Source organism: Flagellimonas algicola, assembly GCF_005937185.1.
In the GTDB taxonomy this organism is placed as follows: Bacteria; Bacteroidota; Bacteroidia; order Flavobacteriales; family Flavobacteriaceae; genus Flagellimonas; species Flagellimonas algicola.
Window position 1 is genome coordinate 809739 of the sequence record NZ_VCNI01000002.1, and the last position, 26881, is coordinate 836619.

Annotated in this window: 28 protein-coding genes; 10 read left to right on the top strand and 18 right to left on the bottom strand. The window is 41.6% G+C overall.

Features of this window, described 5'->3' with window-relative positions; all coding sequences use genetic code 11:
* Nucleotides 1-23: 23 nt before the first annotated feature.
* Nucleotides 24-458: a dUTP diphosphatase gene (dut, locus tag FGG15_RS12555; RefSeq protein WP_138836734.1), complete on the bottom strand. Its 435-nt coding sequence runs from the start codon at nt 456-458 to the stop codon at nt 24-26.
* Nucleotides 448-1917, bottom strand: coding sequence for a lipopolysaccharide biosynthesis protein (locus FGG15_RS12560; protein ID WP_138838282.1), 1470 nt, complete (start codon nt 1915-1917; stop codon nt 448-450). The genes dut and FGG15_RS12560 overlap by 11 nt, the downstream gene beginning before the upstream one ends.
* 118 nt (nt 1918-2035) lie before the next feature.
* Here FGG15_RS12560 and FGG15_RS12565 point away from each other — a divergent pair, with 118 nt between their 5' ends.
* Nucleotides 2036-3673, top strand: a complete 1638-nt coding sequence (locus FGG15_RS12565) for a sulfatase family protein (protein ID WP_138836736.1) — start codon at nt 2036-2038, stop codon at nt 3671-3673.
* Between the two features lie 121 nt (nt 3674-3794).
* Here FGG15_RS12565 and atpG read toward each other — a convergent pair whose 3' ends face one another.
* The 11 genes from atpG to FGG15_RS12620 form a co-directional block, all read right to left on the bottom strand.
* On the bottom strand, nt 3795-4655 hold the full coding sequence (atpG, locus tag FGG15_RS12570) for an ATP synthase F1 subunit gamma (protein ID WP_138836738.1): 861 nt from the start codon (nt 4653-4655) through the stop codon (nt 3795-3797).
* 68 nt (nt 4656-4723) lie between these two features.
* On the bottom strand, nt 4724-6304 hold the full coding sequence (atpA, locus tag FGG15_RS12575; RefSeq protein WP_138836740.1) for a F0F1 ATP synthase subunit alpha: 1581 nt from the start codon (nt 6302-6304) through the stop codon (nt 4724-4726).
* 101 nt (nt 6305-6405) lie between these two features.
* Nucleotides 6406-6945 carry an ATP synthase F1 subunit delta gene (atpH, locus tag FGG15_RS12580; RefSeq protein WP_138836742.1) on the bottom strand — a complete coding sequence of 180 codons (540 nt, stop codon included), beginning with the start codon at nt 6943-6945 and terminating at the stop codon, nt 6406-6408.
* A gap of 96 nt (nt 6946-7041) precedes the next feature.
* The gene (locus FGG15_RS12585) at nt 7042-7542 is read right to left on the bottom strand and encodes a F0F1 ATP synthase subunit B (protein ID WP_138836744.1); all 501 of its coding nucleotides are present in this window, start codon (nt 7540-7542) and stop codon (nt 7042-7044) included.
* Between the two features lie 86 nt (nt 7543-7628).
* Complete coding sequence (atpE, locus tag FGG15_RS12590; protein ID WP_045801726.1) at nt 7629-7820, bottom strand: ATP synthase F0 subunit C; 192 nt, start codon at nt 7818-7820, stop codon at nt 7629-7631.
* Between the two features lie 96 nt (nt 7821-7916).
* Nucleotides 7917-9047, bottom strand: coding sequence for a F0F1 ATP synthase subunit A (gene atpB / locus FGG15_RS12595; protein ID WP_138836746.1), 1131 nt, complete (start codon nt 9045-9047; stop codon nt 7917-7919).
* 118 nt (nt 9048-9165) lie between these two features.
* Nucleotides 9166-9555: a DUF6168 family protein gene (locus tag FGG15_RS12600; protein WP_138836748.1), complete on the bottom strand. Its 390-nt coding sequence runs from the start codon at nt 9553-9555 to the stop codon at nt 9166-9168.
* Nucleotides 9555-9785, bottom strand: coding sequence for an AtpZ/AtpI family protein (locus FGG15_RS12605; RefSeq protein ID WP_138836750.1), 231 nt, complete (start codon nt 9783-9785; stop codon nt 9555-9557). The genes FGG15_RS12600 and FGG15_RS12605 overlap by 1 nt, the downstream gene beginning before the upstream one ends.
* Complete coding sequence (locus tag FGG15_RS12610; RefSeq protein WP_138836752.1) at nt 9763-10200, bottom strand: bactofilin family protein; 438 nt, start codon at nt 10198-10200, stop codon at nt 9763-9765. The genes FGG15_RS12605 and FGG15_RS12610 overlap by 23 nt, the downstream gene beginning before the upstream one ends.
* A gap of 6 nt (nt 10201-10206) precedes the next feature.
* Entirely contained in the window at nt 10207-12762 is a 2556-nt protein-coding gene (porW, locus tag FGG15_RS12615) for a type IX secretion system periplasmic lipoprotein PorW/SprE (protein WP_202619556.1), read from the bottom strand.
* Between the two features lie 241 nt (nt 12763-13003).
* Entirely contained in the window at nt 13004-14017 is a 1014-nt protein-coding gene (locus FGG15_RS12620) for a GlxA family transcriptional regulator (RefSeq protein ID WP_138836754.1), read from the bottom strand.
* A 110-nt stretch (nt 14018-14127) separates the two neighbouring features.
* Between FGG15_RS12620 and FGG15_RS12625 the strand changes: the two genes are divergently transcribed.
* Genes FGG15_RS12625 through FGG15_RS12640 form a run of 4 tightly spaced genes read left to right on the top strand, consistent with a single transcriptional unit; the run spans nt 14128 to nt 15816 of the window.
* A complete protein-coding gene (locus FGG15_RS12625) occupies nt 14128-14442 on the top strand; it encodes a hypothetical protein (protein ID WP_138836756.1) in 315 nt (104 codons plus the stop codon).
* Nucleotides 14443-14445: 3 nt separating this feature from the next.
* The gene (locus FGG15_RS12630) at nt 14446-14736 is read left to right on the top strand and encodes a putative quinol monooxygenase (RefSeq protein ID WP_138836758.1); all 291 of its coding nucleotides are present in this window, start codon (nt 14446-14448) and stop codon (nt 14734-14736) included.
* On the top strand, nt 14723-15406 hold the full coding sequence (locus FGG15_RS12635) for a DUF2461 domain-containing protein (RefSeq protein WP_161991964.1): 684 nt from the start codon (nt 14723-14725) through the stop codon (nt 15404-15406). The genes FGG15_RS12630 and FGG15_RS12635 overlap by 14 nt, the downstream gene beginning before the upstream one ends.
* A 38-nt stretch (nt 15407-15444) precedes the next feature.
* Nucleotides 15445-15816 carry a SnoaL-like domain-containing protein gene (locus tag FGG15_RS12640; protein WP_138836762.1) on the top strand — a complete coding sequence of 124 codons (372 nt, stop codon included), beginning with the start codon at nt 15445-15447 and terminating at the stop codon, nt 15814-15816.
* Nucleotides 15817-16032: 216 nt separating this feature from the next.
* Here the strand turns inward: FGG15_RS12640 and FGG15_RS12645 are convergent, their stop codons facing one another.
* From FGG15_RS12645 to FGG15_RS12655, 3 genes are all read right to left on the bottom strand, one after another.
* Nucleotides 16033-17658, bottom strand: a complete 1626-nt coding sequence (locus tag FGG15_RS12645; RefSeq protein WP_138836764.1) for a BspA family leucine-rich repeat surface protein — start codon at nt 17656-17658, stop codon at nt 16033-16035.
* 275 nt (nt 17659-17933) lie between these two features.
* On the bottom strand, nt 17934-18629 hold the full coding sequence (locus FGG15_RS12650) for an ABC transporter ATP-binding protein (RefSeq protein WP_138836766.1): 696 nt from the start codon (nt 18627-18629) through the stop codon (nt 17934-17936).
* 114 nt (nt 18630-18743) lie between these two features.
* Complete coding sequence (locus FGG15_RS12655) at nt 18744-20213, bottom strand: DUF5687 family protein (protein WP_138836768.1); 1470 nt, start codon at nt 20211-20213, stop codon at nt 18744-18746.
* A gap of 123 nt (nt 20214-20336) precedes the next feature.
* On the opposite strand from FGG15_RS12655, the gene FGG15_RS12660 reads away from it, so the two are divergent.
* Nucleotides 20337-21386, top strand: a complete 1050-nt coding sequence (locus tag FGG15_RS12660; RefSeq protein WP_138836770.1) for a ferredoxin--NADP reductase — start codon at nt 20337-20339, stop codon at nt 21384-21386.
* 86 nt (nt 21387-21472) lie between these two features.
* Here the strand turns inward: FGG15_RS12660 and FGG15_RS12665 are convergent, their stop codons facing one another.
* Complete coding sequence (locus FGG15_RS12665) at nt 21473-22258, bottom strand: patatin-like phospholipase family protein (protein ID WP_138836772.1); 786 nt, start codon at nt 22256-22258, stop codon at nt 21473-21475.
* A gap of 342 nt (nt 22259-22600) precedes the next feature.
* On the opposite strand from FGG15_RS12665, the gene FGG15_RS12670 reads away from it, so the two are divergent.
* The 3 genes from FGG15_RS12670 (at nt 22601) to arsS (ending at nt 24862) form a co-directional block, all read left to right on the top strand.
* The gene (locus FGG15_RS12670) at nt 22601-23269 is read left to right on the top strand and encodes a TIGR04282 family arsenosugar biosynthesis glycosyltransferase (RefSeq protein WP_161991965.1); all 669 of its coding nucleotides are present in this window, start codon (nt 22601-22603) and stop codon (nt 23267-23269) included.
* A gap of 92 nt (nt 23270-23361) precedes the next feature.
* Nucleotides 23362-23697: an arsenosugar biosynthesis-associated peroxidase-like protein gene (locus FGG15_RS12675; RefSeq protein ID WP_055397919.1), complete on the top strand. Its 336-nt coding sequence runs from the start codon at nt 23362-23364 to the stop codon at nt 23695-23697.
* A 76-nt stretch (nt 23698-23773) separates the two neighbouring features.
* Nucleotides 23774-24862, top strand: coding sequence for an arsenosugar biosynthesis radical SAM (seleno)protein ArsS (gene arsS / locus FGG15_RS12680; RefSeq protein WP_138836776.1), 1089 nt, complete (start codon nt 23774-23776; stop codon nt 24860-24862).
* A gap of 23 nt (nt 24863-24885) precedes the next feature.
* Here the strand turns inward: arsS and bla are convergent, their stop codons facing one another.
* Nucleotides 24886-25788: a class A beta-lactamase, subclass A2 gene (gene bla, locus FGG15_RS12685; RefSeq protein ID WP_138836777.1), complete on the bottom strand. Its 903-nt coding sequence runs from the start codon at nt 25786-25788 to the stop codon at nt 24886-24888.
* A 416-nt stretch (nt 25789-26204) separates the two neighbouring features.
* On the opposite strand from bla, the gene FGG15_RS12690 reads away from it, so the two are divergent.
* Nucleotides 26205-26822, top strand: a complete 618-nt coding sequence (locus FGG15_RS12690) for a TetR/AcrR family transcriptional regulator (protein WP_138836779.1) — start codon at nt 26205-26207, stop codon at nt 26820-26822.
* The last annotated feature ends 59 nt before the right edge of the window (nt 26823-26881 follow it).

The window sequence follows — 26881 nt, forward strand, 5'->3', positions numbered from 1 at the left end:
TATAACGTAGTTAGTGTTTTCTTTTATTGTCTTCCGGTACTCCCAAATCCTCCAGCTCCTCTATCTGTACTGGAAAGTTCCTCTACCTGGATCCATTCGGCTTGTTCATGTTTGGCAATAACCATTTGGGCCACTCGCTCACCATTTTCAATGGTAAAATCCTCTGCGGACAAGTTGGCCAAAATAACCCCGACCTCCCCCCTGTAGTCGGCATCGACTGTGCCTGGGGCATTCAACACCGTGATTCCTTTTTTGGCTGCCAGTCCACTACGAGGCCTCACCTGTGCTTCATAGCCAACCGGCAGTTCTATATAAAGACCCGTTGGTATTATGGTCCTTTCCAAGGATTTTAAGGTGATGGGTTGGTCAATATTTGCCCTTAGGTCCATTCCAGCCGAAGCGATAGTCTCATAATGGGGCAATGGGTGGTTTGATTTATTGATGATCTTAACTTTCACGCTGCAAAAATATGGTCTTTAACTTATCCCCTTCCAATTTATAAACTAACATCAAAAATACTAAAAGTAACAGGCCTCCAGCTATTAAATTTCGGTTAAAAACATAGAATGCAAGGGCAGAAAAAATCAAGGAAACGGACATATAGAAAACGATTTTCCTCATGTTATATGGAACGGGGTAATATTTTCTCCCAAAGTAATAAGACATGAGCATCATGCTTCCGTAGGCTGCTAGTGTTGCCAGCGCGGAAGCCATATATCCTATTTTATCAATAAAGGCCAAATTAACGATCAAGGTAATCAAAGCGCCAATAGAGGAAATGTAAGCGCCAAACTTGGTCTGGTCCGTAACTTTATACCATACGGATAAGTTGTGATAGATGCCCAAGCAAAAGCTCGCCAACAGTATTATGGGAACCACGCTCAAAGCTTCCCAATAGGTTGAATTTCGAATCAACAGTTTCCCCAAAGGCTCCACAAACACAATCACCGTGAGCAATATCAGGCTTCCTAGAATGACAAAGTAATTGGTAATCTGTGCATACGTTTTTTGGGGTTTCTCAGAATTTGCATGACTAAAAAAGAAAGGTTCCACCCCCATTCTAAATGCGGTTCCAAAAAGAGTCATGAAAAGGGCCAATTTATAACAGGCGCCGTATTTGCCCACCTCGGCCTCGGCCACATCAGGATGTAAAAGTTCGGTCAAAAGAATTTTGTCAAATACCTCATTGATGGTAAAAGCAACTCCCGCCACCATCACGGGACCTGCATATTTGAGCATGCCTTTCCAGATTGAAAAATCGAAGCTGTAGGACGTCTTAAAATATGTGGGCAACAACAAGAGCAATGTAATTCCACTTGCAATAATATTGGAAATGAAGATATACTGGATTTCCCATCCCTCATGGTAAATTCCCGCCAAAAACCCTTCTGGATGTTGCTGGGCGAGTCCCGGGAGAATTAAAAGGAAAAACACATTGAATCCTAAATTGATTGCCACGTTGATGGTCTTGAGCATGGCATACTTCATAGGTTTTTCATTAGCTCTCAACAAAGCAAAAGGGATGATTACCAAGGCATCCAGCACCAAAATGTAAGTGGTAAACTTGATGTAATCGATATTGATATTGGTGACGTTGGCCAAGCTTTCCTTGACGCCCAAAGCCAAAATCAAAAACAGTAGCGAGGAACATAAAAGGGAAATCAATGAAGTGGAAATCACCGATTTTTTATCTTCATTCTTATGGTAAAATCGGAAAAAAGCAGTTTCCATTCCATAAGCCAAAAAAACATTGAATATCGCTATCCAAGCGTAGATGTTGATATATTGACCATATCCAGCAGCATTTTCAAAAACTGAAGTGTACAAGGGTAGCAAGAAGAAGGAAAGTACCCTGGGCAAAACGGTGGCCAGGCCATAGATAAAAGTCTGTTTAAAAAGCCGCTTAAGTGGGTTCAATAGAAACTCCTTGTTATAATACCATTCCTTTGAAGAGTACAAGTTACGCAAAACGTTTTGGTTATAGCTTTAGCGGAACAATTTGTACCTTTTTGACTTGTATAAATAAATCAACCCAATGCAAGCCATTTCAAAAACATTTTCCCTCATCTTTTCAACCCTCTTTTTAATCTCTTGTGCTGAAAAGAAAAAAGAAGTCCAAACCGAAAATCAAACAAGACCCAACATCCTGTTCATCATGTCAGATGACCATGCCTATCAGGCCATAAGTGCCTATAGTGACCATCTGATCCAAACTCCCAATATTGACCGAATAGGAAAGGAAGGAATTGTTTTTACCAATGCTTGTGTTACCAATTCTATATGCGCGCCATCCAGGGCCACCATTTTAACGGGAAAACACACCCATATCAATGGTAAAGTGGATAATTTGATGCCCTTTGACACCACTCAAGTGACTTTTCCCCAATTGTTCCAAAAGGCCGGCTATCAAACCGCCATGTTTGGGAAACTCCATTTTGGAAATAACCCCAAAGGAGTTGATGATTTCATGATTCTTCCAGGTCAAGGACAGTATATTAATCCCGATTTTATCACTCAAAATGGAGATACAACCATAACAGGTTACGCCACGCATATCACCACCGATATCACCCTTAACTGGTTGGACAAAAAACGAGATCCCAACAAGCCTTTCATGCTGATGTATTTGCACAAAGCTCCCCATAGACCTTGGTGGCCAACGCCTGAAAAGTTCAAGGAATACTATGGCAAGGAGTTTCCGATTCCTGAAACACTTTTTGATGATTATAGCAATAGAGGTTCAGCTGCCAAAACAGCAGAAATGAACCTGCTCACCCATATGAAGTACGTGTATGACACCAAGGTTTGGCCAGAGACCATTGCAAACATGGGCACCGTGACTCCAGAGGTGCCTGATTTGGTCAACGCCTTTAACAATCAGTACAATCGTGCCACCGAGGAGCAGAAAGCCCAACTCAAACCTTTTTTGGATGCGATAAGCAAAGATTTTGAAGAGAACTGGCCCTCTAAGACGGATAAAGAGAAAATGATTTGGAAATACCAGCGCTATATGCAGGATTATCTGGCCTGTATTTCTTCTGTGGATGACAATGTGGGACGTGTGTTGGATTATTTGGACGAGAATCAGCTAGCGGAGAATACGTTGGTAGTCTACACCTCTGACCAGGGGTTTTATTTAGGGGAGCACGGCTGGTTTGACAAACGTTTTATTTATGACGAATCCTTCAAAACACCTTTGCTGATTCGTTGGCCAAACAAAATAAAGGCCGGAATAACCAATGAGGAAATGGTACAAAATCTGGATTTTGCCCAAACCTTTTTGGAGGCTGCACAAATTGAAATTCCGGATGATATGCAAGGGGAAAGTTTGATGCCCCTCTTGACATCGAACGAGGAGAAATGGACGCGGGATGCCGTGTATTACCACTACTATGAATATCCTGCAGAACATCAAGTGATGCGGCACTACGGAATTGTTACCGTTGATTACAAACTAGCCCACTTTTATTATGATGTGGACGAATGGGAGCTCTATGACCGCAAAAAAGATCCACGGGAAATGAACAATGTATATGCAGATCCTGCTTATGCGGAAGTGGTGCGTGAACTAAAGATAAAGCTGGAGAAACTTCGCGTTCAGTATAAAGATTCTGATGAGCTCAATCAACACTATATTGATTTGCACGAATCCAGAATGGCTAAAACCCATTAGCCCGTTAACATGATAAAATAAAAAAGGCCGCTTCAATGAAGCGGCCTTTTCCATTAGTATTATTTAGCCTTAATTGTTCAAAGCTTCAGCACTTAATCTATTTGGCTTCTCTTTGTTCCGCCTAATTGTTTAGTGCTTCCGCACCACCAACAATTTCCAAGATTTCGTTGGTAATTGCAGCCTGTCTTGCTTTGTTATAGGTCAATTTTAACTGATCTCTAAGCTCTGTGGCATTATCAGTTGCTTTGTGCATTGCTGTCATACGGGCACCATGCTCACTTGCAAAGGAATCACGAACCGCTTTGAACAATTGGGTTTTCAAAGATTTCGGAATCAGTTGCTCAACGATTTCAGGTTTTGATGGCTCAAAAATGTAATCTGCAGCACCTGAATTATCGCCTTCTACCGGCACAATCGGCAAGAATTGCTCCGTCATGACAATTTGCGTTGCCGCATTCTTGAACTTGTTGTACACCAACTCAATCTTGTCATAATCGCCTTCGGTGAAATGATTCATTAGGTCTTGGGCGATTGCTGCAACATTTTCAAAAGTCATGTCATCAAAAACCTGGCTGTGGTTGGCAATAACCGTATTCTTTTTACTTAGAATATCATTCCCTTTTTTCCCAATAGCAATAAAATCCACCTGCTTGCCCGTATAGGTCTCATTAACCAATACGATGGATTGTTTAATGATGTTGGAATTGAAGGCACCACATAAACCACGGTTGGAGGTAATGGCCACTACCAAAACCTTGTTTACGGCTCTAGCATCCGCAAATTTACTTCCGGCATCTCCATCCAAGCTTGCGCTTAAACTTTGTAACAATTCCGTAAGCTTATTTGCATAGGGACGCATCGCGGTAATGGCATCCTGGGCTTTCTTCAATTTGGCAGCAGACACCATTTTCATGGCACTGGTAATCTGCATGGTTGAAGATACCGAGGCTATTCTATTTCGTATTTCCTTTAAGTTTGCCATTCTTATTTAGAATTGAGTATTGAGTATTAAGCAATGAGATGTCCTATCTCACTTCTCAATACTAAAATCTATGCTCTATACTTTCCTGAAAGATCTTTACAAACCGCAGTCAACGTTTCGGTTACCTCATCGGTAAGCTTACCAGCTTTAAGGGTATCCAATACATTTCTGTGTTTGGCATTCAAGAATTCTATGAAATCTCTTTCAAATTCCTTTACTTTTTCAACAGGAACATCTCTTAACAAGTTTTTAGAACCTGCAAAGATAATTGCAATCTGATCTTCCACAGTAAATGGATCGTTTTGTGCTTGCTTCAAAATCTCAACGTTTCTACGACCTTTCTCGATTACGTTTAAGGTAGCAGCATCCAAATCGGAACCAAACTTGGCAAAAGCTTCCAATTCACGGAACTGTGCTTGATCCAGTTTCAAGGTACCTGCTACTTTTCTCATGGACTTCACCTGAGCTGAACCACCCACACGAGATACGGAAATACCCACGTTGATCGCTGGTCTTACCCCTTGGTTAAATAAATCTTGCTCCAAGAAAATCTGTCCATCCGTAATGGAAATTACGTTGGTTGGAATATATGCGGATACGTCACCCGCCTGTGTTTCAATGATAGGAAGTGCAGTTAAAGAACCTCCTCCTTTTACCATTGGCTTTAAGGCATCAGGTAAATCGTTCATGTTTTTTGCAATGCTATCATCTGAAATAACTTTTGCTGCACGCTCCAACAATCTTGAGTGCAAATAGAATACGTCACCTGGATAGGCCTCACGTCCTGGGGGTCTTCTCAAAAGAAGTGAAACTTCACGATAAGCAACAGCTTGTTTTGATAAATCATCATAGATGATCAAAGCTGGTCTACCTGTATCTCTAAAATATTCTCCTATGGATGCTCCGGCCATTGGCGCATAAACCTGCATCGGCGCAGGATCGGATGCGTTGGCTGCAACTATAGTTGTATAGGCCAAAGCTCCTCTGTCTTCCAAAGTCTTGGCAATAGCCGCAACTGTAGAAGCTTTTTGTCCGATAGCTACATAAATACAGTAAACAGGTTCTCCTGCATCGTAGAATTCTTTTTGGTTTAGGATGGTATCAATACAAACGGTGGTCTTACCCGTTTGACGGTCACCAATCACCAACTCACGCTGGCCTCTACCGATTGGAATCATGGCATCGATTGCCTTAACTCCTGTTTGCAATGGCTCATTTACAGGCTGACGGTAGATAACCCCTGGGGCTTTACGCTCCAAAGGCATTTCGTAAGTTTCACCAGAAATGGGTCCTTTTCCATCAATAGGGTTACCCAAGGTGTCTACCACACGACCAACAATTCCTTCACCTACATTGATGGATGCGATACGTTGTGTTCTTTTTACGGTTGCGCCTTCCATAACTTCTTTGGATGGGCCCAACAATACAACACCAACATTATCTTCTTCCAAGTTCAAAACAATACCTTCCATACCGCCATCGAACTCCACAAGCTCACCATATTGAGCATTGGAAAGTCCGTAGACACGGGCAATACCGTCACCTACTTGTAATACGGTACCTACTTCATCCAAGGAAGCGGATGCTTCAAATCCTGATAATTGTTCTTTCAAAATTGCTGATACTTCAGCGGCTTTTACTCCTGCCATTTTGACTAGATATTAGACTTTAGACGATAGATTTTGATAGCTATGCGTCGTGTTTTTATTTCAATTTTTTAAACGATTATAGTCCGTAGCACAGCGAAGGACTATAGACTATTTGTAAATTCTCTTTTTAAATTGTTCAATTTGTTGGATACGCTGGCATCGTACTGCAAATCCCCAATGCGCAACACAAACCCACCCAAGATGCTTTCATCCACCTTGTTTTGTATAGTGACTTTGTTTCCCGTGATTTTATTCACTTGGGCCAACACCTCTTTTTCCAAAGTTGCCGTCAATGGAACCGCAGTGGTGACATACGCAACGTCCTCACCTTTCAATTGCTCGTGTAAGATGATAAACTTATAGGCCACCTCTTGCAACAGACCAATTCTTTTATTATCGGTCAAGGTATTGATCAGGCCCAAAGTAATTTGGTTAGACCCTTTGAATATCTTTTTTAGCGCCTCCTTTTTTGCTTCTCCTTTGATGACCGGGCTTCCCAATAAGCTTTGGAGCTCGTCATTATCGTTGATGGTAGCAGCAATGCTTCGCATATCTTTTTCAACGGCATCGGCCGCTTTCTTTTCGATAGCGAAATCCAAGGTTGCTTTTGCGTAACGTACGGCTGCCCTGTTATTGCTCATTATATTCGCAATTGTTATTCGTTTCTTGGTTAACAGTTAATAGGTTCCAATCTCTGTAAGGCCGATTGTCTTTAACTTTTAACCTTAATCTTTTAACTAGTTTAACTCGATGTCACCCAACATATCCTGAACAAGCTTTTCTTGTTTCTTCTTGTCGGACAATTCTTCTTTGATCACTTTCTCAGCAATATCGATGGAAAGATTTGCCACCTGCGCCTTGATATCGGCAACAGCAGCTTTCTTTTCACTCTCGATGGTTGCTTGGGCTTGCTTTACCAATTTATCTCCTTCAACCTGAGCTTGCTCTTTGGCATCAGCCACAATCTTATCTTTGATCTCACGTGCTTCCTTCAACATAGCTTCGCGCTCAGCTCTAGCTTCCTTCAACAATTTTTCGCTATCGGCAGTAACGTTCTGCATTTCCTTTTTGGCATCTTCCGCTGCTGCCAAGGCGTCCTTGATTCCATCTTCACGATCGTTTACTGCCTTCAAAATTGGTTTCCATGCAAACTTCCACATTAGAAACAGCAACAAGCCGAACAACAATGTCTGCCAGAAAAACAATCCTACTGAAAACTCTTCCAATAACTTTTCCATAATCTATTCTATGCTTTTATACTTTGAATTTTTAAACGAAGTAAAAGCTGCAACCAACCGTTACAGCCTTTACTTTGTGGGTTTGATTATACCGCGAATAGGGCAGCGAAACCAATACCTTCAATCAACGCTGCTGCAATCAACATCGCTGTTTGGATTTTTCCGTAAGCTTCAGGCTGACGAGCGATAGCCTCCATAGCAGAACCACCGATTCTACCAATACCAAGACCTACACCGATCACTACCAAACCTGCACCTACCATTACTGGAATTTCCATATCTATCTAGTTTAAAAATTAAATACTCAATTTTTGGATTCCCACATTTAGTCTCGACTGCGCTCGACCTGACGGTGGGAACAACATTCTAATCAATTAATGCGCTACTTCAGCTTCATGCTCATGGTCGTGCTCGTGTTCTTCAGAAGCAAATCCGAAATACAGAGCAGACAACATGGTGAAAATATATGCTTGCAGCAATGCTACCAATACCTCAATCAATGAAATGGCGAAAGCCAGTCCAAAGGACAATGGGCTTCCCAACCAGCTTTTAAAGATGAACATCAACCCGATCAAACTCATTAATACAATATGACCCGCTTGCATGTTTGCATACAAACGAATCAATAAGGAGAAAGGTTTAATGATCAATCCCAACAATTCAATGGGAACCAAAATGATATACAATGGTATTTTGCCATACCAAGGCAATGACTTTCCTAGGGGGTCAAACTGGTGCATCCAGTAATCCTTTGTCCCTGTAAAATTGGTAATCAAAAAGGTCATAATCGCCAAAGAAACTGTAATGGCAATGTTTCCTGTTACGTTGATTCCCAGTGGAGTCAATCCAAATATGTTCAAAAACCAAATAAAGAAAAAGATAGTCAACAAAAAGGGCATATACTTTCTATAGCGCTTTTCGCCAATGTTTGGTCTTGCAATATCATCCCTAATATATAGGACTATCGGCTCGAAGAAACGACCTGCTCCTGTTGGAATACCGTTGTTCTTGCCGTAGGATTTTGCCAAACTGGTGAACAACCACAACATCAACAAGCCAGTTACAATAATCATCACCACGTTTTTGGTGATGGAAAAGTCCAAAGGCTTTACATTGGTGGCGTGGTGGTCTTCATCATAATGGATGGTCCCTTCCGCATCTGTTTTATATATTTTGCTGTGATAAAGCTTGTAATAGTTACCATCAACTTCGGCCAAAGTTTCGCCATGATGGAATTTTGAAGAGGAAAAAACCTTCAATCCGTTATCCCAAAGAATAACCGGTAATGGAAATCCAACATACTTGTGCTCCCCATTTTCCTTGGTATAGGAAAACAAAGAAAAATCATGGGCGTCCTGAAGGTGATGGGCGATGTATTCCTTAATTTCTGTCTTAAGGTCCTTGCCGTGTCCATCGGCTTCTTCTTTGGTTTCACTTGCAAAAGTGAACTGACCTAAAAATAGTGCTGCAATAAGAAGAAATCTCGTAAAAAAAGTTTTTCGCATTTCGCTCAAAATATCGGTCTCTCAAAATCGGTGCAAATGTAAGTCATTCTCACAAAAAGAAAAAAGCTTTCAAACTTTTATTTTTGACACCTTGAGTGGGATAATTTTGAGGTCTATCCTATAGGTTTTTGAGCATTTTGGAAGTAAAAAATGTCTCCAAAAAAAGTGAGATGGCGTAGGGAACAAAAAAAGCTGCAAACTCCAAGACGGACATATCTCCATCACTCTTGTATGTCGGGTAAAATAATAGGAAGAAAAACACAAACTTGAGCAGACTTCCGCCCATAAACAAAAATCCAATCTGATTTTTAAGCTTCTCCTTGAATTTATAGAGCAATAGAAAAATTACGGCTGCCAAAATCGCGTTTACTACATAGGAAAGCACAATGAGATTGTCAAAAAGAGGAAGGTTCCTCAGCGACAGAATTCCTAAATGCGCTCCAAAGGACAGGAGCAACAATAACAAAAGAAGTGCAATAAATTTGGTGGGAAAATTGAGTTTGGGCATTAGTACTTAATCCGTTTTAGCTGTTGCAAAACTACCCAAATTGAAATTGCCACTCCCAATAAAGTGGCAATTACCGTGAAAATATTTTTTTCGTTCCCGTAATAAGAATCCAACCATTTCCCACCTTTTACAGCGAGGAAAATAATGGCCCCCATTTCAAATGCAATGCCTGAAAGCATTGCGGCATTCTTAAAATTGTTCTTCTTCTTAGGAGACTTTTGCTGGTTCATTGGTCTTGTTGGGCTGCAGTTTGTGCGTGGAGGCAGCAGCAGCTGGTGCCGATGCTCCTTTGCCCATGGTACAAGCAGCATTAAATGTGGCTCCGGGTTCAACCGCCAACTTTGAAACACTTACCGTTCCTTCAATTATTGCAGATGCCTTAAGGGATAGTAAATCGTTTACTTGAAGTTCGCCATTAAATTTCCCTTCAATATCTGCATTTACACATTCTACTTTTCCTTTGATGTAGCCATCTTTTCCGATAACCACTTTTCCGGAAGTTTTTACGTTGCCTTCGAGTTTACCATCGATTCGAAAATCGGCCTCCGAAGTAATATCACCCTTAATTTTGGTGTTCTTCTCAATTCTGTTGGGTTGTCCTCCAAGTTCTGTCATAGTCCGAGGTTTTTTGTTGTCTGAAAACATTGTTTTCTAAGGTTTTGGGGTTAAAATTTGCGCCTTATACGCATTTAAGTTTTTGTGTACTTGTATGATTTTATAATTGTTAGATAAAACTACAAAATTCTCATCGTAGATGCGGTAGTCCTTATTCTTTTTTATAAGCTCTGCATAGCCTAGGGCAAAGTCTTTCGATCTAAATCCATGCACCACCACAAATTGGTCCTCCAACGTATAAATATCCTTGGAAACCACATTTTTATAATTAAGGTCCTTAATGGATGCCTCCAATCGCTCCTTTAATTTCAACGCTTTTTCGTTGTCCTTTATTTTAAATGGGAAAACCACTTTCCAATTCCCAGCTCCGGTTGATCCGGTTTCTGGGGAAAATTCCTTGGCTTCCAACTTGGGCAATTGGTTGGCCACCATTGCTTCGGCTTTTTTACCTTCCGGATTATTGGGATAGGTCAGTGCCACAAAATTCAGTGCTTCCTTGAAAGACTCAAATCCTTGCAAACGACCAATGGCATTCGCTTTCAACATCTCAAACTTGGGAACAATGGGGTCTCCTGTAAATTTGTTGATGTAATCCTGGGTTAAGGTTATTACCTGAAGATATTCTTGTTGTTCGTACAATTTATAAAGCGACGCATACCTGGCATCCGGGCTATCCGTATTTCCAGCCAATACCGCTTGGGGATTCAGCAGAATTTCGGCATATCTGGTATCCGGATGGTTCCTGATGATATCCTGTTTCATGTTCTGCGCCAAGGGACTTCCTGTTTCCTCATAGATTTTGTACAGATTGTATTTGGATGGAAGGATCAAGCGCTCCTCTGGATTCAAAGCCAAAACCCGTTCAAGTTTGCCCGCAGCCAATAGGTTCTCCTTGAATTTTTCCTTATAGATCAATCCCAATTGATAGTTGGCAAAATTGCGTTCGCCCCAAAGACTATCAATCACCTTTTCATCTGTTGGTATCTGGCTCAAATAAAAATCCAGCGAATATTTTTGTTCATCCGAAATGGCCGTAGCGGGCTGACCATTGGCCAAAACTGCTTCTCCGGTTGCTTCGGAAACCAAAGTTCTAGCTTTGTTACTCCAACGCCAATCATCTTCCAAGGTTCGATCCCCCCAGCGGGTTCTAAAATCGTTTTTTCCGTAGCCCAAACTGGTAATGTTGTAAAAATAAAACTTGCCCTTGTTTTCTTTTCCGCCTTTGGATTCTGCAAAAGTGGCAAAACCAGCGGTTGTTCGTTCCAATTCTGCTTGGGCCGCTTCCTCATCCTTGCGCTTGAGCTCTGCAATAAGTTCTTCAAAATAAGCTTTACGCTCTGCTTCCGGCATTTCATATAAAGTGATTACGCTATCCGCATACTGCACAATGTCCTCGTACTTGATCACATCTTCCAAATTGTCCAACTTCTTCTTGATGCGACGATGCTCCTTGGTGTTTACCACAAGGTTGGTCAGGGTGCTATCATAATAGGCCCCTGAGGTTTTGTAGGCGTCTTGGTCAAAGTAGTAGTCGCCCAAATCTTTGTAATTAAGCGCATTTAATTTACGCTCTCCGGTATTGGCCATTAAGGATTTGTTGAAATAGATAATGGCCAAGCTGTCGGATTGGGTGTTCAAATGGAACTGGGCAATCTCTCTATAGATCTTGTCCAAAAACGGTCGGTTTTCTCTATTCTCTTCCAACTCGGTCAAATATTCCAATACCTCTTCTTGGTTGGTATCCGTAATCTCCGTGTTCTGGATTTTCTTTAGATGGGCATTGATCATGTAGACCCTTGGGGATTTCCTGTTCAGGGCAATTACCTTATCAAAAGCATAGTTGGCGCTATCCTTGAATCCCAAATTGTTGTACAGCTGACCAATGATGAACAGGTACCTTCCCTTTTCAGCATTCTTTTTGGTATAGGCCTGGGCTATCTTCAATTTTTGGATGGCCGTGTCCTTAGCCTTTAGGTTGATATAGCATTGTGCCATCACTGCATTGGCATCGGCATGCTCTTGATCTTTTAGGCGTTCAAATTTGAACAATCTTTGCAGGTTCTTTATGGCCAATTCCGGATTGTCTAGACGCATATTCGTTTTCTCCCGCCAGATGGTGGCTTCGTTGAGCTTATCACTTTCCGTATATTTTCTCAGAATGTAATTGAAAGATTCCAAGGCTGGAATATAGCGTTGGTCAAAATATCGGGCCTTGCCCAACAAAAGAAAAGCCTCATCCGTTTGTGGATTGCGCTCTTCGTCCTTAATGTCCATGCTGTGCTTTTGGATGGCCTTGGTGGCCTTCTCCTCCGCAATGATAAAGTTGGGGTTGTTGTTCTCGGAATCCAGTTTCACCTCATCGGTGACTTCCAAACGTTCCACGGGCAAAATTTCCCAATAGTCATCGCGGTAATTGGAATTGAGTTCCTCCCTGCCTTGATCAAAGGCAATATTGCCATTATACAGGGTGTTGTATTTAGTATTTAGGGCATGCCAATTGCGGTTAAGGAACTTGTCCTTTTTTGTGGAACAGGAGTTAAAAACCAGCCCGCCCAATACAATTGTGGCAAAAAAAAGATGTTGAAGCTTCAAAATTATCGATAATCGTGTCTAACCTTAACTGAAAAACGTCCAGATTATTATAAGGCTCATCGGCAAAATGCAATAATTTTTCTTCTTGGATTTTTTACACACCTCGAACCCCTCTCCAGAGGGGAATTTAATCTTAGAAAGTTTTTGATAATCCTCCCTTCTTGAGAAGGGAAAGATTTCAAGCAACGAAATCCAGGATGTGTCACTACCAAACATCCCCGTACATTAAAAATATTGAAGACTACCAGGCTGAAGGTCTTTCAAAATTGGTCCTGCTCCTATTGTATTTGGACTTGTATGCCACTGGGGAAAGTCCCACATATTTTTTAAAGACGGTGCGAAACGCTTTTTGATCGGCATAACCCACTTGATACATGATCTCATTCACATTTTGCTGGGTAGATTCCAAGCTGCGTTTCGCTGCTTCAATCTTCACTCTTTGAATGTATTCCAAGGGGGTGTTCTGGGTAGCTTTTTTAAACCGTCGCACAAAATTGCGACTACTGATTGCATATTTCTCTGCCAAACGTTCCACAGATATCTTACTCCTCACATTATCTTCAATATACTTTTGAGCTTCTTTTATGGCATCATCCTCGTGATCTTTTTGTGCCTGAAAAATCGCAAATTGGTTCTGGTCCTGCCGATCCATATCAATCTCAAAAAACTTGGACAGATAAATAGCTGCTGGCCGGCCACAGTATTTTTCAACCAAATGGAGGATAAGGTTCAAAAAGGAAAAAGCTCCGCCACTTGTATAAATGCCATCTTCGTCGGTCACAATTTTGTTGGACACCAAGTTTACTTGTGGAAACATCTTTCTAAACATATCCATTCCCGCCCAGTGGGTAGCGCATTGTTTGCCGTCCACCAATCCGGTTTGGGCCAACAAAAAAGCGCCCATACACATACTGGCAACTTCGGTATTGTTCCGGAGTCTTTGGTTTAGAATCCATGGAATAAAATCCTTGTTCTGATCCAAATCGGCGTCCAGTTTGTCCGGCCTTAAGGCTGGAATAAGAATCAAATCCGTCTTTTTAATATCATCAATTGTGCTATCGCAATGTATACTGAAAAGTCCTTCGTACAAGGAATAGTCATGATTCAAACCCACCAAATGCAGTTCAAAAAAATCATCTTCCCGAATCCCCGCTTTTTTCAAGAACTGATTAGCGGCCATCAATATTTTAAATGGGCCCACCACACTGCTTAAAATGGCATTGCCCTTGGGCACCAATATGCTTACATGTTTCATAATCAGCTTTTTTACACTATAAATGTAATGGGAATACTTGGCACAATCAACCCTTAAAAGTGTCATATTTACCCTTATACCTGCATAGGCCTCTTTTGTAGCTTTGGGATATGGAGTTCGAAAAATTCTTGGAAATACGGGATAAGCTTTGCTTGCAAGAGGCTGATGTCACCGAAGGCAAAATGATGAGTTCCCAGTCCATTCATTATAAAAAGAAGGTGTTTGCCTTTTTCTCGAAAAAAAATAAAATGGTTTTTAAGCTGGGTTCGCCATCCGCCGTGGAAGGAATTGAAGTTGAACTCATGGAGTTTAACCCTTTCAAGAACAAAGGGCCATTGAAAGGTTGGTACGAAGCGGAGTTCCAATACCACGAAAGTTGGGAAAAACTGGCAGACATTGCTTTGGAAAAAATCAAAACGGACTGAGCCATGATCCATGTATTTGTACCCTATAAGGTAAGACCGGATGCCGTGGAAACCGTAAAGGAAATTGTGGGCAAGTTTATTTCCCAAATTGAGGAAAACGAGCCTGGCACCTTGTTGTACAAATCCTTCCAGGATGCTGAAGAACCCACAAGTTTTACACATGTGATGAGCTTTGCCAACCCGGAGGCCGAAACGCTGCACAAGAAGAGTAGCTATTGCAGGGAATTTACGGATGTGCTGTATCCGCTTTGCGAAATTATGCCCAAGCCCATGCTCCAAAATGAAATCCACTAACAGACCTATCATGATCACAAAAACCTACACTTCGTTCTTTAAGGAATTGGCCAAGAACAACAATAAAGAATGGTTCCATACCAATAAAAAGCGGTACGAGATTGAGGTCAAAAATCCTTTTTTGAAACTATTGGAAGAATTGATTCCCGCTTTGACCGAATGGGACCATAGAATTCTTGCCGACCCCAAAAAGGCCATGTTCCGAATTAACAGGGATGTTCGGTTTTCCAAGGACAAAACGCCTTACCATACCATTCTAAAAGCCGGCTTCTCCCCTAATGGGAAAAAGTCTGTTTTACCAGGGTATTATTTGGGCATTGATGCGGAAAACATCCATGTAGGAGGTGGGCTTTTTATGCTTCACCCACCAGAGTTAAAGAAAGTGAGGGAACATATTGCCGATGACCCAGAGGTTTTGATAAAGCTTGTTTCGGATACTTCCTTTACCCAAAACTTTGGTAAGCTCAAGGGTGAAAAAGCGAAGCGTTTGGATAAAAGTTTACTTCCTGTCGCGGAAAAAACAGATTTGATTTATCACAAACAGTTCTATGCTATGGCCGAGTTTCCGTTGGAGCCTTTTTATGAAAGTAGCAAACTGCAGGATGAGGTTCTATCCCATTTTGAAGCCATTAAACCTTTGAATACCTATCTGGGCCAAGCATTGGATTGAATACCAATTTATTTATTAATCATAAAAACAGAAACAAAATGACAACACAAGAAGTAGCAGACAAACTAGTGGGCCTTTGTAGGGAAGGCAAATATGAGGAAGCTTATGGCCTGTATGCTAAGGATGCGGTGAGCGTTGAGATGCCAGGGGTACCCAACGAAAAAACCGAAGGACTGGACAATATTCTTCAAGGATTTGCCCAATGGGCCAGCAATATTGAGGAATCCCATGGCGGAACCGTGGGCGACCCCATGGTAGTGGGCAACCACTTTGTAGTACCCATGACCAGCGATGTGACCTTTAAACAGGGAGGCCGTATCAACATGGAAGAATTCTGTATGTACCAGGTAGAAAATGGGCAAATCACCAAAGCCCAGTTTTTCTATGATCCTTCGGTTATGGGGGGTTAAAATTTAAGTTAAGTTCGAGCCTGCCGACAAAAGCAGGTTCGAACTGAATATTTGGGTGTTTTTTTACACACCCCTGACCCCTCTCAAGAGGGGAATTCATTTTTGATAATTGATTAAAATCCCTTCTTGAGAAGGGACCATCCAAGTCAAAAACAACAAAAACCAAGCTTATGGCTATCTCATTGCTGCCTATAAATGTATTCCAAAACTTGTTGATTAAGAGCAATTTACTTGGGTGTCATCATTTATCGTCCATTCATTGTCAATATCCAAAACATCTCGGTAGGTTGACACTTCCGTACAGTATTCCAGTCCTTCTGCCCCTAGGGTAATACCGTTTGGAACATTTAATTGGTTAGCCCAGCCAATAAGGGTCTTACTATAGTTTGATGAAGAAAGCCCTGATCTATCCAACATTTGTGCCATATTCTCAACTTTGCTTATATCCCATCCTCCAAGGTCCTGATCAAAACTCTCGGCATCCCGGAACATTCCCCACATATCTGTTACCTTACCTACTTTCCAATTGCTTATATCACTATTAAAACTAGTGGCTCCGCTAAACATTACACTCATATCCGTAACCAGATCCACTTTCCAATTGGACAGGTCTGAATCAAAGTTTGAAGCATTAAAGAACATTGAGTGCAAATTAGTAACCTTACCCGTTTTCCATTTGCTCAAATCTTGGTTAAACACCTTGGCATATCTAAACATTGATTCCATGGTTTCCACATTACTTACATCCCATGTGTTTATGTTGCCGTTAAATGCCGTTGTTAGGGAAAACATAAAAGCCATATTTGCAACCTTATCTACTTTCCAAGCACTCAAATCCTGATTAAAAAGTTTTGTGCCTAAGAACATTGCCCTCATATTTTCGACATTACGTACGTCCCAATTACCGATATCTCCATTAAACGATTCTGCGCCATTGAACATGTCTGCCATATTAGTTACGTTTGTTACATTCCAGTTATTCAGGTTGCTATTAAATGATGTCGCGTAGTCAAACATGCTGGCCATATTCACCACATTACCTACATCCCAATTATTAAGATTTCCGGTAAAAGACGTTGCCGAAGCAAACATCCCTTCAAGGCTTGTTACCAGTGAAAGGTCCGGGGCATCTGTGGCATTTCCTATCATATTTACACAATAATTAAATGCGTTTTCCAATTTTTTCCATTCAATCTCACCCCATTGCTCTATACTTACAAGATTGCTATCGAAATAACTATCCTTCATTTCAATACTCGGAAACCCTATACCGATGGTTACGGTATAAGTCCCTGCGGTACCATAGGTATGAGATGGGGTGTTCGAGGTAATGGTTTCCTCCGTGCCATCTCCCCAATTTATGGTGCAACTATAGGTGTAGTCTCCTCCAGTAGGAATTTCCAAAGTTTCTCCATCTCCAACCTTCCATGTGGTAATGAAAGGCTCGTCTGGAACGTTCCCCACCAACACCGTGATGGTCTCACTGGCACTATTTGTTCCGTCCGATACCTCAACAATAAGTTCGTGGGACGATGCCGACTCGTAGTCCAATTTTTTGTCCGCTGCCAAACTTAGTTCGCCCTCTTCAGAAATTTTAAAGAGATTGTCGGAATTGGTTTTGATTGAAAAAGTAATTGGGTCTCCATCTGGATCAGAGGCTGATACATTATCAATTACGCCTGGAGCTATGTCCTCAGAGGCATTTAATGTTTGTGCCGCAATGTTTGGAGTTCCATTACCAGGTTCTGGATTTGTGCTTGGACCATCTTCTTTGCCACAGGCTATTACAATCAAAACTAGGGCTAGGGCCACTGTGGGCCATTGAGCAATTCTTTTCATCATTTGGGTTTTTATGGTTAAACCATAAAGTAAAATGATACCGCTCTTTTAGGCGCCTCCCAATTGACGGATGCCCCATATGAATTGATGGATGGGTGTTTTGAAGCCATATAAACACACCCCTAGCCCCTCTCGAGAGGGGAATTTAAATTGAATATTTTTAAAACCTCTCCCTTCTTGAGAAGGGAAGATTTCGAGCTGAGAAATCAGGGATATGTTTTATGGGTTCGTATCAAAAAGGTTGAACACACCCCTAGCCCCTCTCAAGAGGGGAGTTATCACCCGCCAAAGAAAGTTTCCAGTTCTTGAAGGGTCTCTGTAGAGGTCTGGATGTCTTTAACTATTTCCCCTTTGTTCAAAACCACAATGCGCTCACAAACTTCTGTTACATGGGCCAGATCATGACTGGAAATTAAAACGGTGACGCCTTCTTTTGCCGCCAGTTCCCTGATAATGGCCTTAAGGCGGATTTGCGTAGTGGGATCCAAATTGGCAAAGGGCTCGTCCAAAATCACCACTTCCGGGTTGCCAATAAAGGACGCAACAATACCAGCCTTTTTCTGGTTTCCTTTGGATAGATCCCGCAAATATTTCTTTTGCCCCAAAATCTCTCCGTGGAAAAAATTTTCAAATGACGCCAAAAGCTTATCCACATCAGCTTTGTTTCTGCCGCGGAGGTCGCCAATAAAATAGAAGTATTCCTCTGGGGTCAAATAGCCTATCAAAAAAGATTCATCAATAAAGGCTGAGGTGAACGGTTTCCAATCCTCGCTGGTGTTGATCTGAATCCCGTTGTTTTCCACACGCCCCGTTGTGGGTTGAATCAAATCCAATAACAAACTAAAAAAGGTGGTCTTCCCTGCCCCATTGTTTCCGACCAAGCCAAAGCTCTGCCCTTTGGGAATGTCTAGGGATTCTATATTCAATACTAGCTGCGATCCGTATTTTTTGGTGAGGTTTTGTGTAGTTATCATAATGATAAAGTATCAAGTTCAATTTTAAAGTTCAAGCTCAAAAATCAAGTTCAAGTTCAATCTTCTTTTTGTCAGATTCAATTTGTGTAAAGCTATTACTAGGTTTATAGTTCTTTAGCCTTCTTTTTCCTTAAAGCCGGCTATCATCCCATATTTTTTCTTTCTATAGTGTTCCGTGATTGCATCCAAAAGTTTACTTTTCAGCGCAAATCCGACAATTCCCAAAAGCGAAAGTGTTATCACAGCCGCTTCTAGGGAAATCAGAAAATACACCCCAGTAAAAATCAAAATGGGAAGCCCCAAAACCGGTAGAATAATCAAAAATTGGGTAGCACTGGTGCCTTGCATATTCCCCAATGGACTTTTATCCAAATCGATTCTTTTCTTATTGAACGATCCAAAAAATAGGATGACCGGAATGTTCACACCCAAATTATAAAGTGCGCTCCCAAAATTGATCGCCAGGGCATCCCATCCAAAATAGACGTAGGGAATGGTCAACAAAAACATGACCACAACACTAACCGATATCAAACTGGCTTTGGATTCCAAATATTTACGAAGGGGTATGTTCTGGGACATCATCATACTATAATAGGAGCTATCCCAAGCCGGAATGAACTGCCCAAAATTGGTCAGGAAAATGCCTGTCATAAAAATGCCCAAGAATGCCAGCATGGGCATCATATTGGCGAATTCTTCCTGCGAATAAAAAATCAAGCCATAAAAAACAAAGAGCAGGGAGATAACTACTTGGGCTTTGGTTCTCTTGTTGCGCCAGATCATTTTAAGGTCCAATTGTAAAAAAGGCGCCATATCGCCAAAGCGTTTGGTCCAAGCCAAATCTGAAGTCTTCGCTTCCTTGGATTTGGTCTTGAGCGAAGCATCCAAAAATATACGGTTCCTTAAATATCTGTAGTTAACGTAGTAGGTAATGGCAGCTAGGGTAAGCGGTATCAAAACCGTAACCGGGTACTGGTACAACCCGTGAAATAGCGGCCCAAAAAATTCCCTGACAGGAAGCAGTTGAAAATAGTCAAGTCCATAAAGGGTCAACAAAATTCCACCTATGATCATCAAGGCCTTATCACTCTTGTTTACAATAAAATTGAGATAGTTGATACACAAGACCAAGGCCATAATAGACACCAACCAAAGACCTACGTTCAAAATAGGGTAACCTCTGGATAGCAAAACCAATCCATAGGGAACAAATAGGAAAAATGCCATCAGGTTGTAAACTGAAATTGCCGATTTCCCAAGAATATAATGTGTGATGGCACTCTTTTTAATGGGCATGGACAAGAGCGGTTTCACATCCATCACCGGGAGTTTTTGCATGAAATACCGGAAGAAGAGCTCCACCAAAATCCAGTATATCATAAACTGGCTCAGCATCCACATAGGGTTTTGGTCTGGAAAAATCTTTCGAAGGACAAAGTAGAGAACGACCCCTAAACCAACCAGGGCAGACAACAAATAGAGTCCAAAAAAGATCATCACAATTTTTAGAGCCAACCCCTTTCCGAAAGAAGAGGACCGAAAAAAGGATTTCCACTGCAGCTGGATAAAACGTTTAAACATGGTTGGAGGTTTATCGATTGGTTAGTAGCCCATTCCGTTCATTTGTTACAAAAAGTACTCTTTTTTCAAAATTGGCACTCCAAAATAGCCCGAATCCGTAGTTTTGCACAAAAATTGATTACAATGAGCGAATTTCATGCTTTGAAAATAGCTTCGACGGAAGCATTGACCCCAAATTCAGTTGCACTTACTTTTGAAATAACCACGGACCTAAAAGATACATTTTCCTTTACCGCTGGTCAATATATCACGCTAAAACATCAGGTGAACGGAGCCGAGGTCCGACGAGCCTACTCCATTTCCTCTTCCCCATCATCTGGTCAAATCACGGTGGGTATAAAGAAAGTACCCAACGGTACATTTTCTGTTTATGCCAATGAGCAATTAAAAGCTGGGGATGTGCTGGAGGTAATGGTGCCAGAGGGTCGATTTGTGTTTGAACCGAACTCTTCCCCAAAAAACGTTGCGGCCTTCGCAGCAGGTAGTGGAATTACCCCTATAATGAGTATTGCCCAAACTGTTTTGGAATCCCATCCGGAAAGCACATTTGTGCTTGTTTTTGGGAACCAAACTCCGGGGGAAACTATGTATTTAAAGGATTTAGAGGGATTACAAACAAAATATTCCGATAGGTTTTTTATTCAAAAGGTGTACAGTCGTTCCCAGGAAGAAGGCGCTCTATTTGGACGAATAGAAACCTCAACCGTCAACTTTATTGTAAAAAACAAGTTCAAGGAAACGGCTTTTGACGCCTTTTACCTATGTGGCCCAGAGGAGATGATCAATACGGTATCTGATACTTTGAAAAACAATGGGGTTTCCGAAGATAAAATTCTATTTGAGCTCTTTACGGCTTCTGAAACGGAAGATACCTTGGCCGAAAACTTGGACGGAAAAACCCAGGTAGAAGTGGTGGTGGACGACGAGACTTTTTCTTTCGCCATGGATAAAAAGAGTCTTGTACTAGACGCAGTGCTGAAGGAAAAAATCGATGCTCCTTATTCCTGTCAAGGCGGGGTTTGCAGCAGCTGTATTGCACGTATCACCGAAGGAAAGGCCGAGATGGTGAAAAATCAAATCCTAACAGACGGGGAAGTTGCCGAGGGCTTAATCCTAACCTGCCAAGCACATCCTTTGACGCCCACTCTGAAGGTGGATTATGATGATGTATAGGGTGTAAGGGTAAAAGGCGAAGGGTTCTATTCGCTTTTTCAACAACCTCCACATTAATTCGATAAGTTGGTGAAATTCGTGTCAGGCTAATTTGAAACACTTGTTAGTTCTAATGCCCTGCTCCCATGTTCGTATCCGATTTTGAAGGCCTTTTCTATCCCTTTTTTGTCAAGAACACCGATGCCTTCCAGCTCTTTGGGCTCTATGCTGATATCACATTCCAACAATTTCCTGTGACTGGAGGCATAAATCATCAAGCCAGTTACCCTTCCGGCCAATAAAATGGAATTCCGGATGGCCCTTTTATCAATTTCATCTGCAATGGAAACATTACTCCCGATGATGAAATCCGCCTTATCGTCCACATATTCCTTTGGGAAGTTGTTCATGACCCCACCATCAGCGTAGAGGGTCTTTTCAATTTCGATTGGACTAAAAACTGGCGGTAAGGCTGCGGATGCTAGCAGCGGCCTAATCAATTTTCCATTAGAAAAAACCTTTTCTTCTCCTTTAAGGAGGTCCGTAGCCACCACGAACAATGGAATTCGCAATGCCTCAAAAGCATCTTCCGGAAAATAGCCCTTAAAAATCTTGAAATAGCGTTCAGTGTCGATAAAACCTGGCTTGTTGATTGCAAAAAAATCATATTTGAACAAGGGGGTCTCCTTAAAAAACTGCAGCATCTCATCAATGGAATTCCCGTTGGCATACAATGCTCCCACCAAGGCGCCCACACTTGAGCCTGAAACCACTTGGACCTGAACGCCCTTTTCTTCCATCGCCTTGAGAAGTCCAATATGTGCCATGCCCCGGATTCCACCTCCAGATAGCACAAGCCCCACAGTTTTTGCATCAGAAATTACTTTGTTCATAGATTCAAGATTTTAGGCACTATAAAACTAGCTTCCACTTGGGAAAAATCCAGTTTTTAACCTGAAAATTTATGGGATTATTACAGACTGGCGGGTCGGTTTGAAATCGAAATTGAGGTAGTTTGTGCATTTTATCGAAATGTCATCGATTTTAATCTGGACTTTTTCAAAGGTGCCTTTTTCGTTGACCGACTGGGGAGTCGGTATGTTAAAATTTGGAAAAAGCGGCATAAAATGTAAACTGAAAACCCATTTTTCGACCTAAATTGAAGCCTAGATTGTTGTAAGTTTACTTACATATAAGCTGTTTTAATCAAAGCGCATACAAAACATACTGCCATTTTGCTCTTCGCCAATTCTGCCGAAGAGGATATTCGCGCAAAAAAATTGCATGCGGACAGCGGTTTGTTGGAATCCCTCAATCAACACGTTATAAAGGTTATTGAGGCCACTGATCTTCCACATTTTCATTTCTCAGAAAAGGAACAGGTTGGAAATTCCTTTGGAAAACGCTTTGTTAATGCTATTCAGGCCATATTTGACAAAGGCTATCTCAACGTTATTGCCATTGGAAATGACAGTCCCCATCTAGGAAAACACCATATACAGGAAGCTTCAAAGCTACTCTTACAAAAGAAAGTGGTTCTGGGTCCATCATTGGATGGTGGATTTTATCTCTTGGGAATCACAAGAGAACATTTTGACGCCAATGGGTTGGAATCCCTTCCCTGGCAGACTTCAAACTTATATCAGGACACTCTTGCTTATTTTGATTCCGTTGCTTGCCAACTGGCTACATTGGAAACCTTATCGGATATAGACTCAATAATCGACATTAAACATCTCTCCAATTTTGCGAAAACATTGAGCAAAAATTGGTTGTCCTTGTTTTCCAAAATGTTGAAAACAAAACATCGCTTCATTTCAACTATAGAAATATCTCCTGAAATCCTAAGTCGACAAAATCCCTTTAACAAGGGGTCGCCGGTTCGTTTTACCCAACTCTATTAATTCTTGAACCTTAGAAAGGTTCTTTTTCCCATTTAATTATTAGTGATGCGCTATAGCGTTATTCACGTTTACGAACCAAAAAAGCAAAACACATGGCAAATTCATATTACGATCCCGCGGACTTACGGAAGTTTGGAAAAATCACCGAATGGAGCGAGGAATTGGGCAACAAATTTTTTGATTACTACGGAAAAGTTTTTGAAGAAGGCGCACTTAGTGCCCGCGAAAAATCTTTGATCGCCCTTGCAGTGGCACACGTGGTCAAATGCCCATATTGCATTGATGCCTATACCAAAGATGGGCTACAGCGAGGAATTACCAAAGAGGAAATGATGGAAGCGGTACATGCCGGAGCCGCAATTGAAAGTGGCGCTACCCTAGTGCATGGGGTACAAATGATGAACAAGTACAACAAATTATCTATGTAAGTATGGACGCGCTGCGCTCTTGGATTTTAGACCGCTTCGCTTCAAGAAACTAGACCAAATAATTGAGTTTACACAAATGGAACAAAGCATATTACCTCAAATAAAAAAGGCGGCCAAAAAATCCCTTAAGGCCAGGGAAAATGAGCTTGCGGAAACCAACAAGCAATTGGAAATCCTGAATGGGGGAATTTTCGCCGATGGGGAACTTCCTTATTTTAAGGATAAGATTGCGGAGATTGGACATTTTCCACTACGCCCCAATAAGCTGGAAATTTTGCAGATCAATGTGGGATACATGTGCAACCAGGTCTGCGAACACTGCCATGTGGATGCCGGGCCTGATCGAAAGGAAATTATGACGCGCGAAACCATGGAGCTGTGTTTGGAAGTCATCAGAAATACAGGTGCCCATACATTGGACCTTACGGGAGGTGCACCAGAAATGAATCCGAATTTTAGATGGTTTGTTGAGGAAGCCGCCAAAGCTGGTATCCAGGATTTTATTGTGCGTAGCAATCTGACCATAATCCGAGCCAACAAGAAGTACTATGACCTCCCTGAGTTCTTTAAAAAGCACAATGTTCATGTGGTTTCTTCCATGCCGCATTATACCAGAGGCAAAACTGACAAGCAACGTGGAGATGGGGTTTTTGACAAGTCCATCAAAGCTTTGCAGGAACTAAACGCTGTGGGCTATGGCATGCCGGGAAGTGATTTGCGATTGGATTTGGTCTACAATCCTTCGGGCGCTTTTTTACCTGGCGATCAAATGGCCATGGAGCGCGACTTTAAAAAGGCTCTGGATGAAGATTTTGGAATCCAGTTCCATAATCTGTTTGCCATCACCAATCTACCCATATCACGTTTCTTGGATTATTTGATTGCATCGGACAACTATGAGGACTATATGTATGCTTTGGTTGAGGCCTATAATCCCTCAGCAGTTTCCAATGTGATGTGTACCAATACCATTTCCGTAAGTTGGGATGGCTGGTTGTACGATTGTGACTTTAACCAAATGCTGGAACTGAAAGTAGCCAGCAAGGTGAAACATATAAAGGATTACAACGAGGATTTGCTAAACGACCGAAACATTGTAATATCCCAACATTGTTATGGATGTACAGCAGGGGCGGGTAGTAGTTGCCAGGGAACGGTGGCCTAATCCCCATCTATACTTTGGGTCGGTTACTTTACCAAGAAGTAGTCCCAAGCTGCTTTGGAAATTTCCGCTATTATTTTCTCATTGGTCTCAAGACTTTCAGATGATTCAGTGACAAAGACGCTAATGGTAAAATGCTCCCCGCTGGGTAAAAAAACAATTCCGATGTTGTTCACTGCGGCGGTTATTCCTGTTTCTTTATGTTTTCCCGACCAGCCTGTTTTATGCGCCACTATGGTTTCCTCAGGTAGGTGTCCCCTTAATCGTTTTTTTCCTGTTTTGGTCCCTTTCATAATGTCCCAGATAAAATCATAGCTTTTCTTGGAAAGCAAGTTGTTGCTGGTCTCATAAAATGTTGCCAATATCCTGTTGGCTTCTTTGGGGGTTGTCCAGTTTAAGAACTGTAGCTCCCAATTGCCCTGCATGACTTCTTCATTTATCTTAACCGCAAAATCGGTAAAGCCCAGTTTGGAAAAATATCTTTCAACGGCCCGAGGTTCGCCCAGTAGTCTTAATAGCGCATCGCAACCCACATTATCACTCAAAGCGACCGTGTACTCTATAATTTCGTCTAAGGGAATGGAGCCCCCTTCGGGGTACTTTTTTCGTAGCGGACTCCACAGACCTGGCAATAATTGGCTTTTCTTGATGTCGATTTTTTGGTCTAGGGAGAGATTGCCTTTATCAACTTCAGCTAAAATGGTCAATGCAATTGGAAACTTGAAAACGCTTTGCATAGGAAAGTGCCTTTGACCGTTGATGCTCAACGTATCTTTAGCATCCATCCCATTGATGGCCACCCCAACCGTGGCATTTTTGGAACTTATAATGCCCTCTATTTGATGTCTTAAGGTTTCTTTTTTTTGTGAATTGGTATGGGTAGAAACCATTAAGAAGGCGAAGATTGTTGCAAGCGTGTGTTTTAGCATTATTGATTCTTTGTTTTTAGGTGTTAGTTATTTGAAAATGATTTTATGGTTCTTTTTGCTCAACAGTAAATGTGGAGAGAAGGGAAATCGGGCTGAAAATTTTATCCATAAAGTAGGTTAATGATCGAGATATCGCTCTTTAATAATAAGTAGCGATTGAAGTTCGGGAATTTTTAATTAAAAATCCTACCTAAATAGATGCATGTAGCCATTGGGTCCATGTTTTTAATCCCAAAAAAGAATCGCTTAAACCGACCCGCCGGTCGGTTCCATTTTTTCGCTCCTTCAGATTTGGGGCCTTTTTGGTCACTTCACCGATTTTTCTTACAAATACGTCCTTGATTCTTGAGCTTGGGCCAAAACTGGGGAAACTTTGTAACCGACTTAACAGTCTGAATGCCCAAAACCCAAATCTTATGGACAAGAACCTGAAAAAACGCGAAACCATGCACCGCCTGTGTGCCAAAGGCCTTGAAGTTTTTCATGAAAAAGGCTATTACAACACCAATCTGGATGACATCCTAAAAGACCTTTCCTTATCTAAAGGTGCATTTTACCATCATTTTAAATCCAAGGAGGATTACTTTATTGCCATTGTGCAAAATCTTGTGCAGCAAAAGGTGTATGCCCTTTTGGTAGAACCTTTAAATACTCATGAAAATCCCTTGCCGGTAATTTTGGACAGTATTGAGAAGGCCTTGGAGCCCGGTAGGCCCAATGAAATTGCCTATGGCTTTATGTTGAACGATTTTATCACGGAATTCAGTAAGCGAAATGAAGAGATTGCCACCTATTTGCGGGATATCCTAAAAGTATGGGAGGTCAACTTGGTCTCGATCCTAAAAAGAGGAAAAGTGGATGGTTATATCGCCCGCCATGTGGATTGCGAAGGTGCTGCAAGCTATATTATTGCCTCGTATTTGGGAATGCGCACGCTTTTAGCTGAAAGTACAAATAGGCAATTGAAGTATAATTACGTTCAGCAGCTGAAATTGTATTTTAATGCCATTGAGGAAAGACAGGTAGTGGCGTAATTGGGTGAAGAATCCGTCACTTCGAGTTAAATGCTGAAAAGCATCCAGTATCGAGAAGT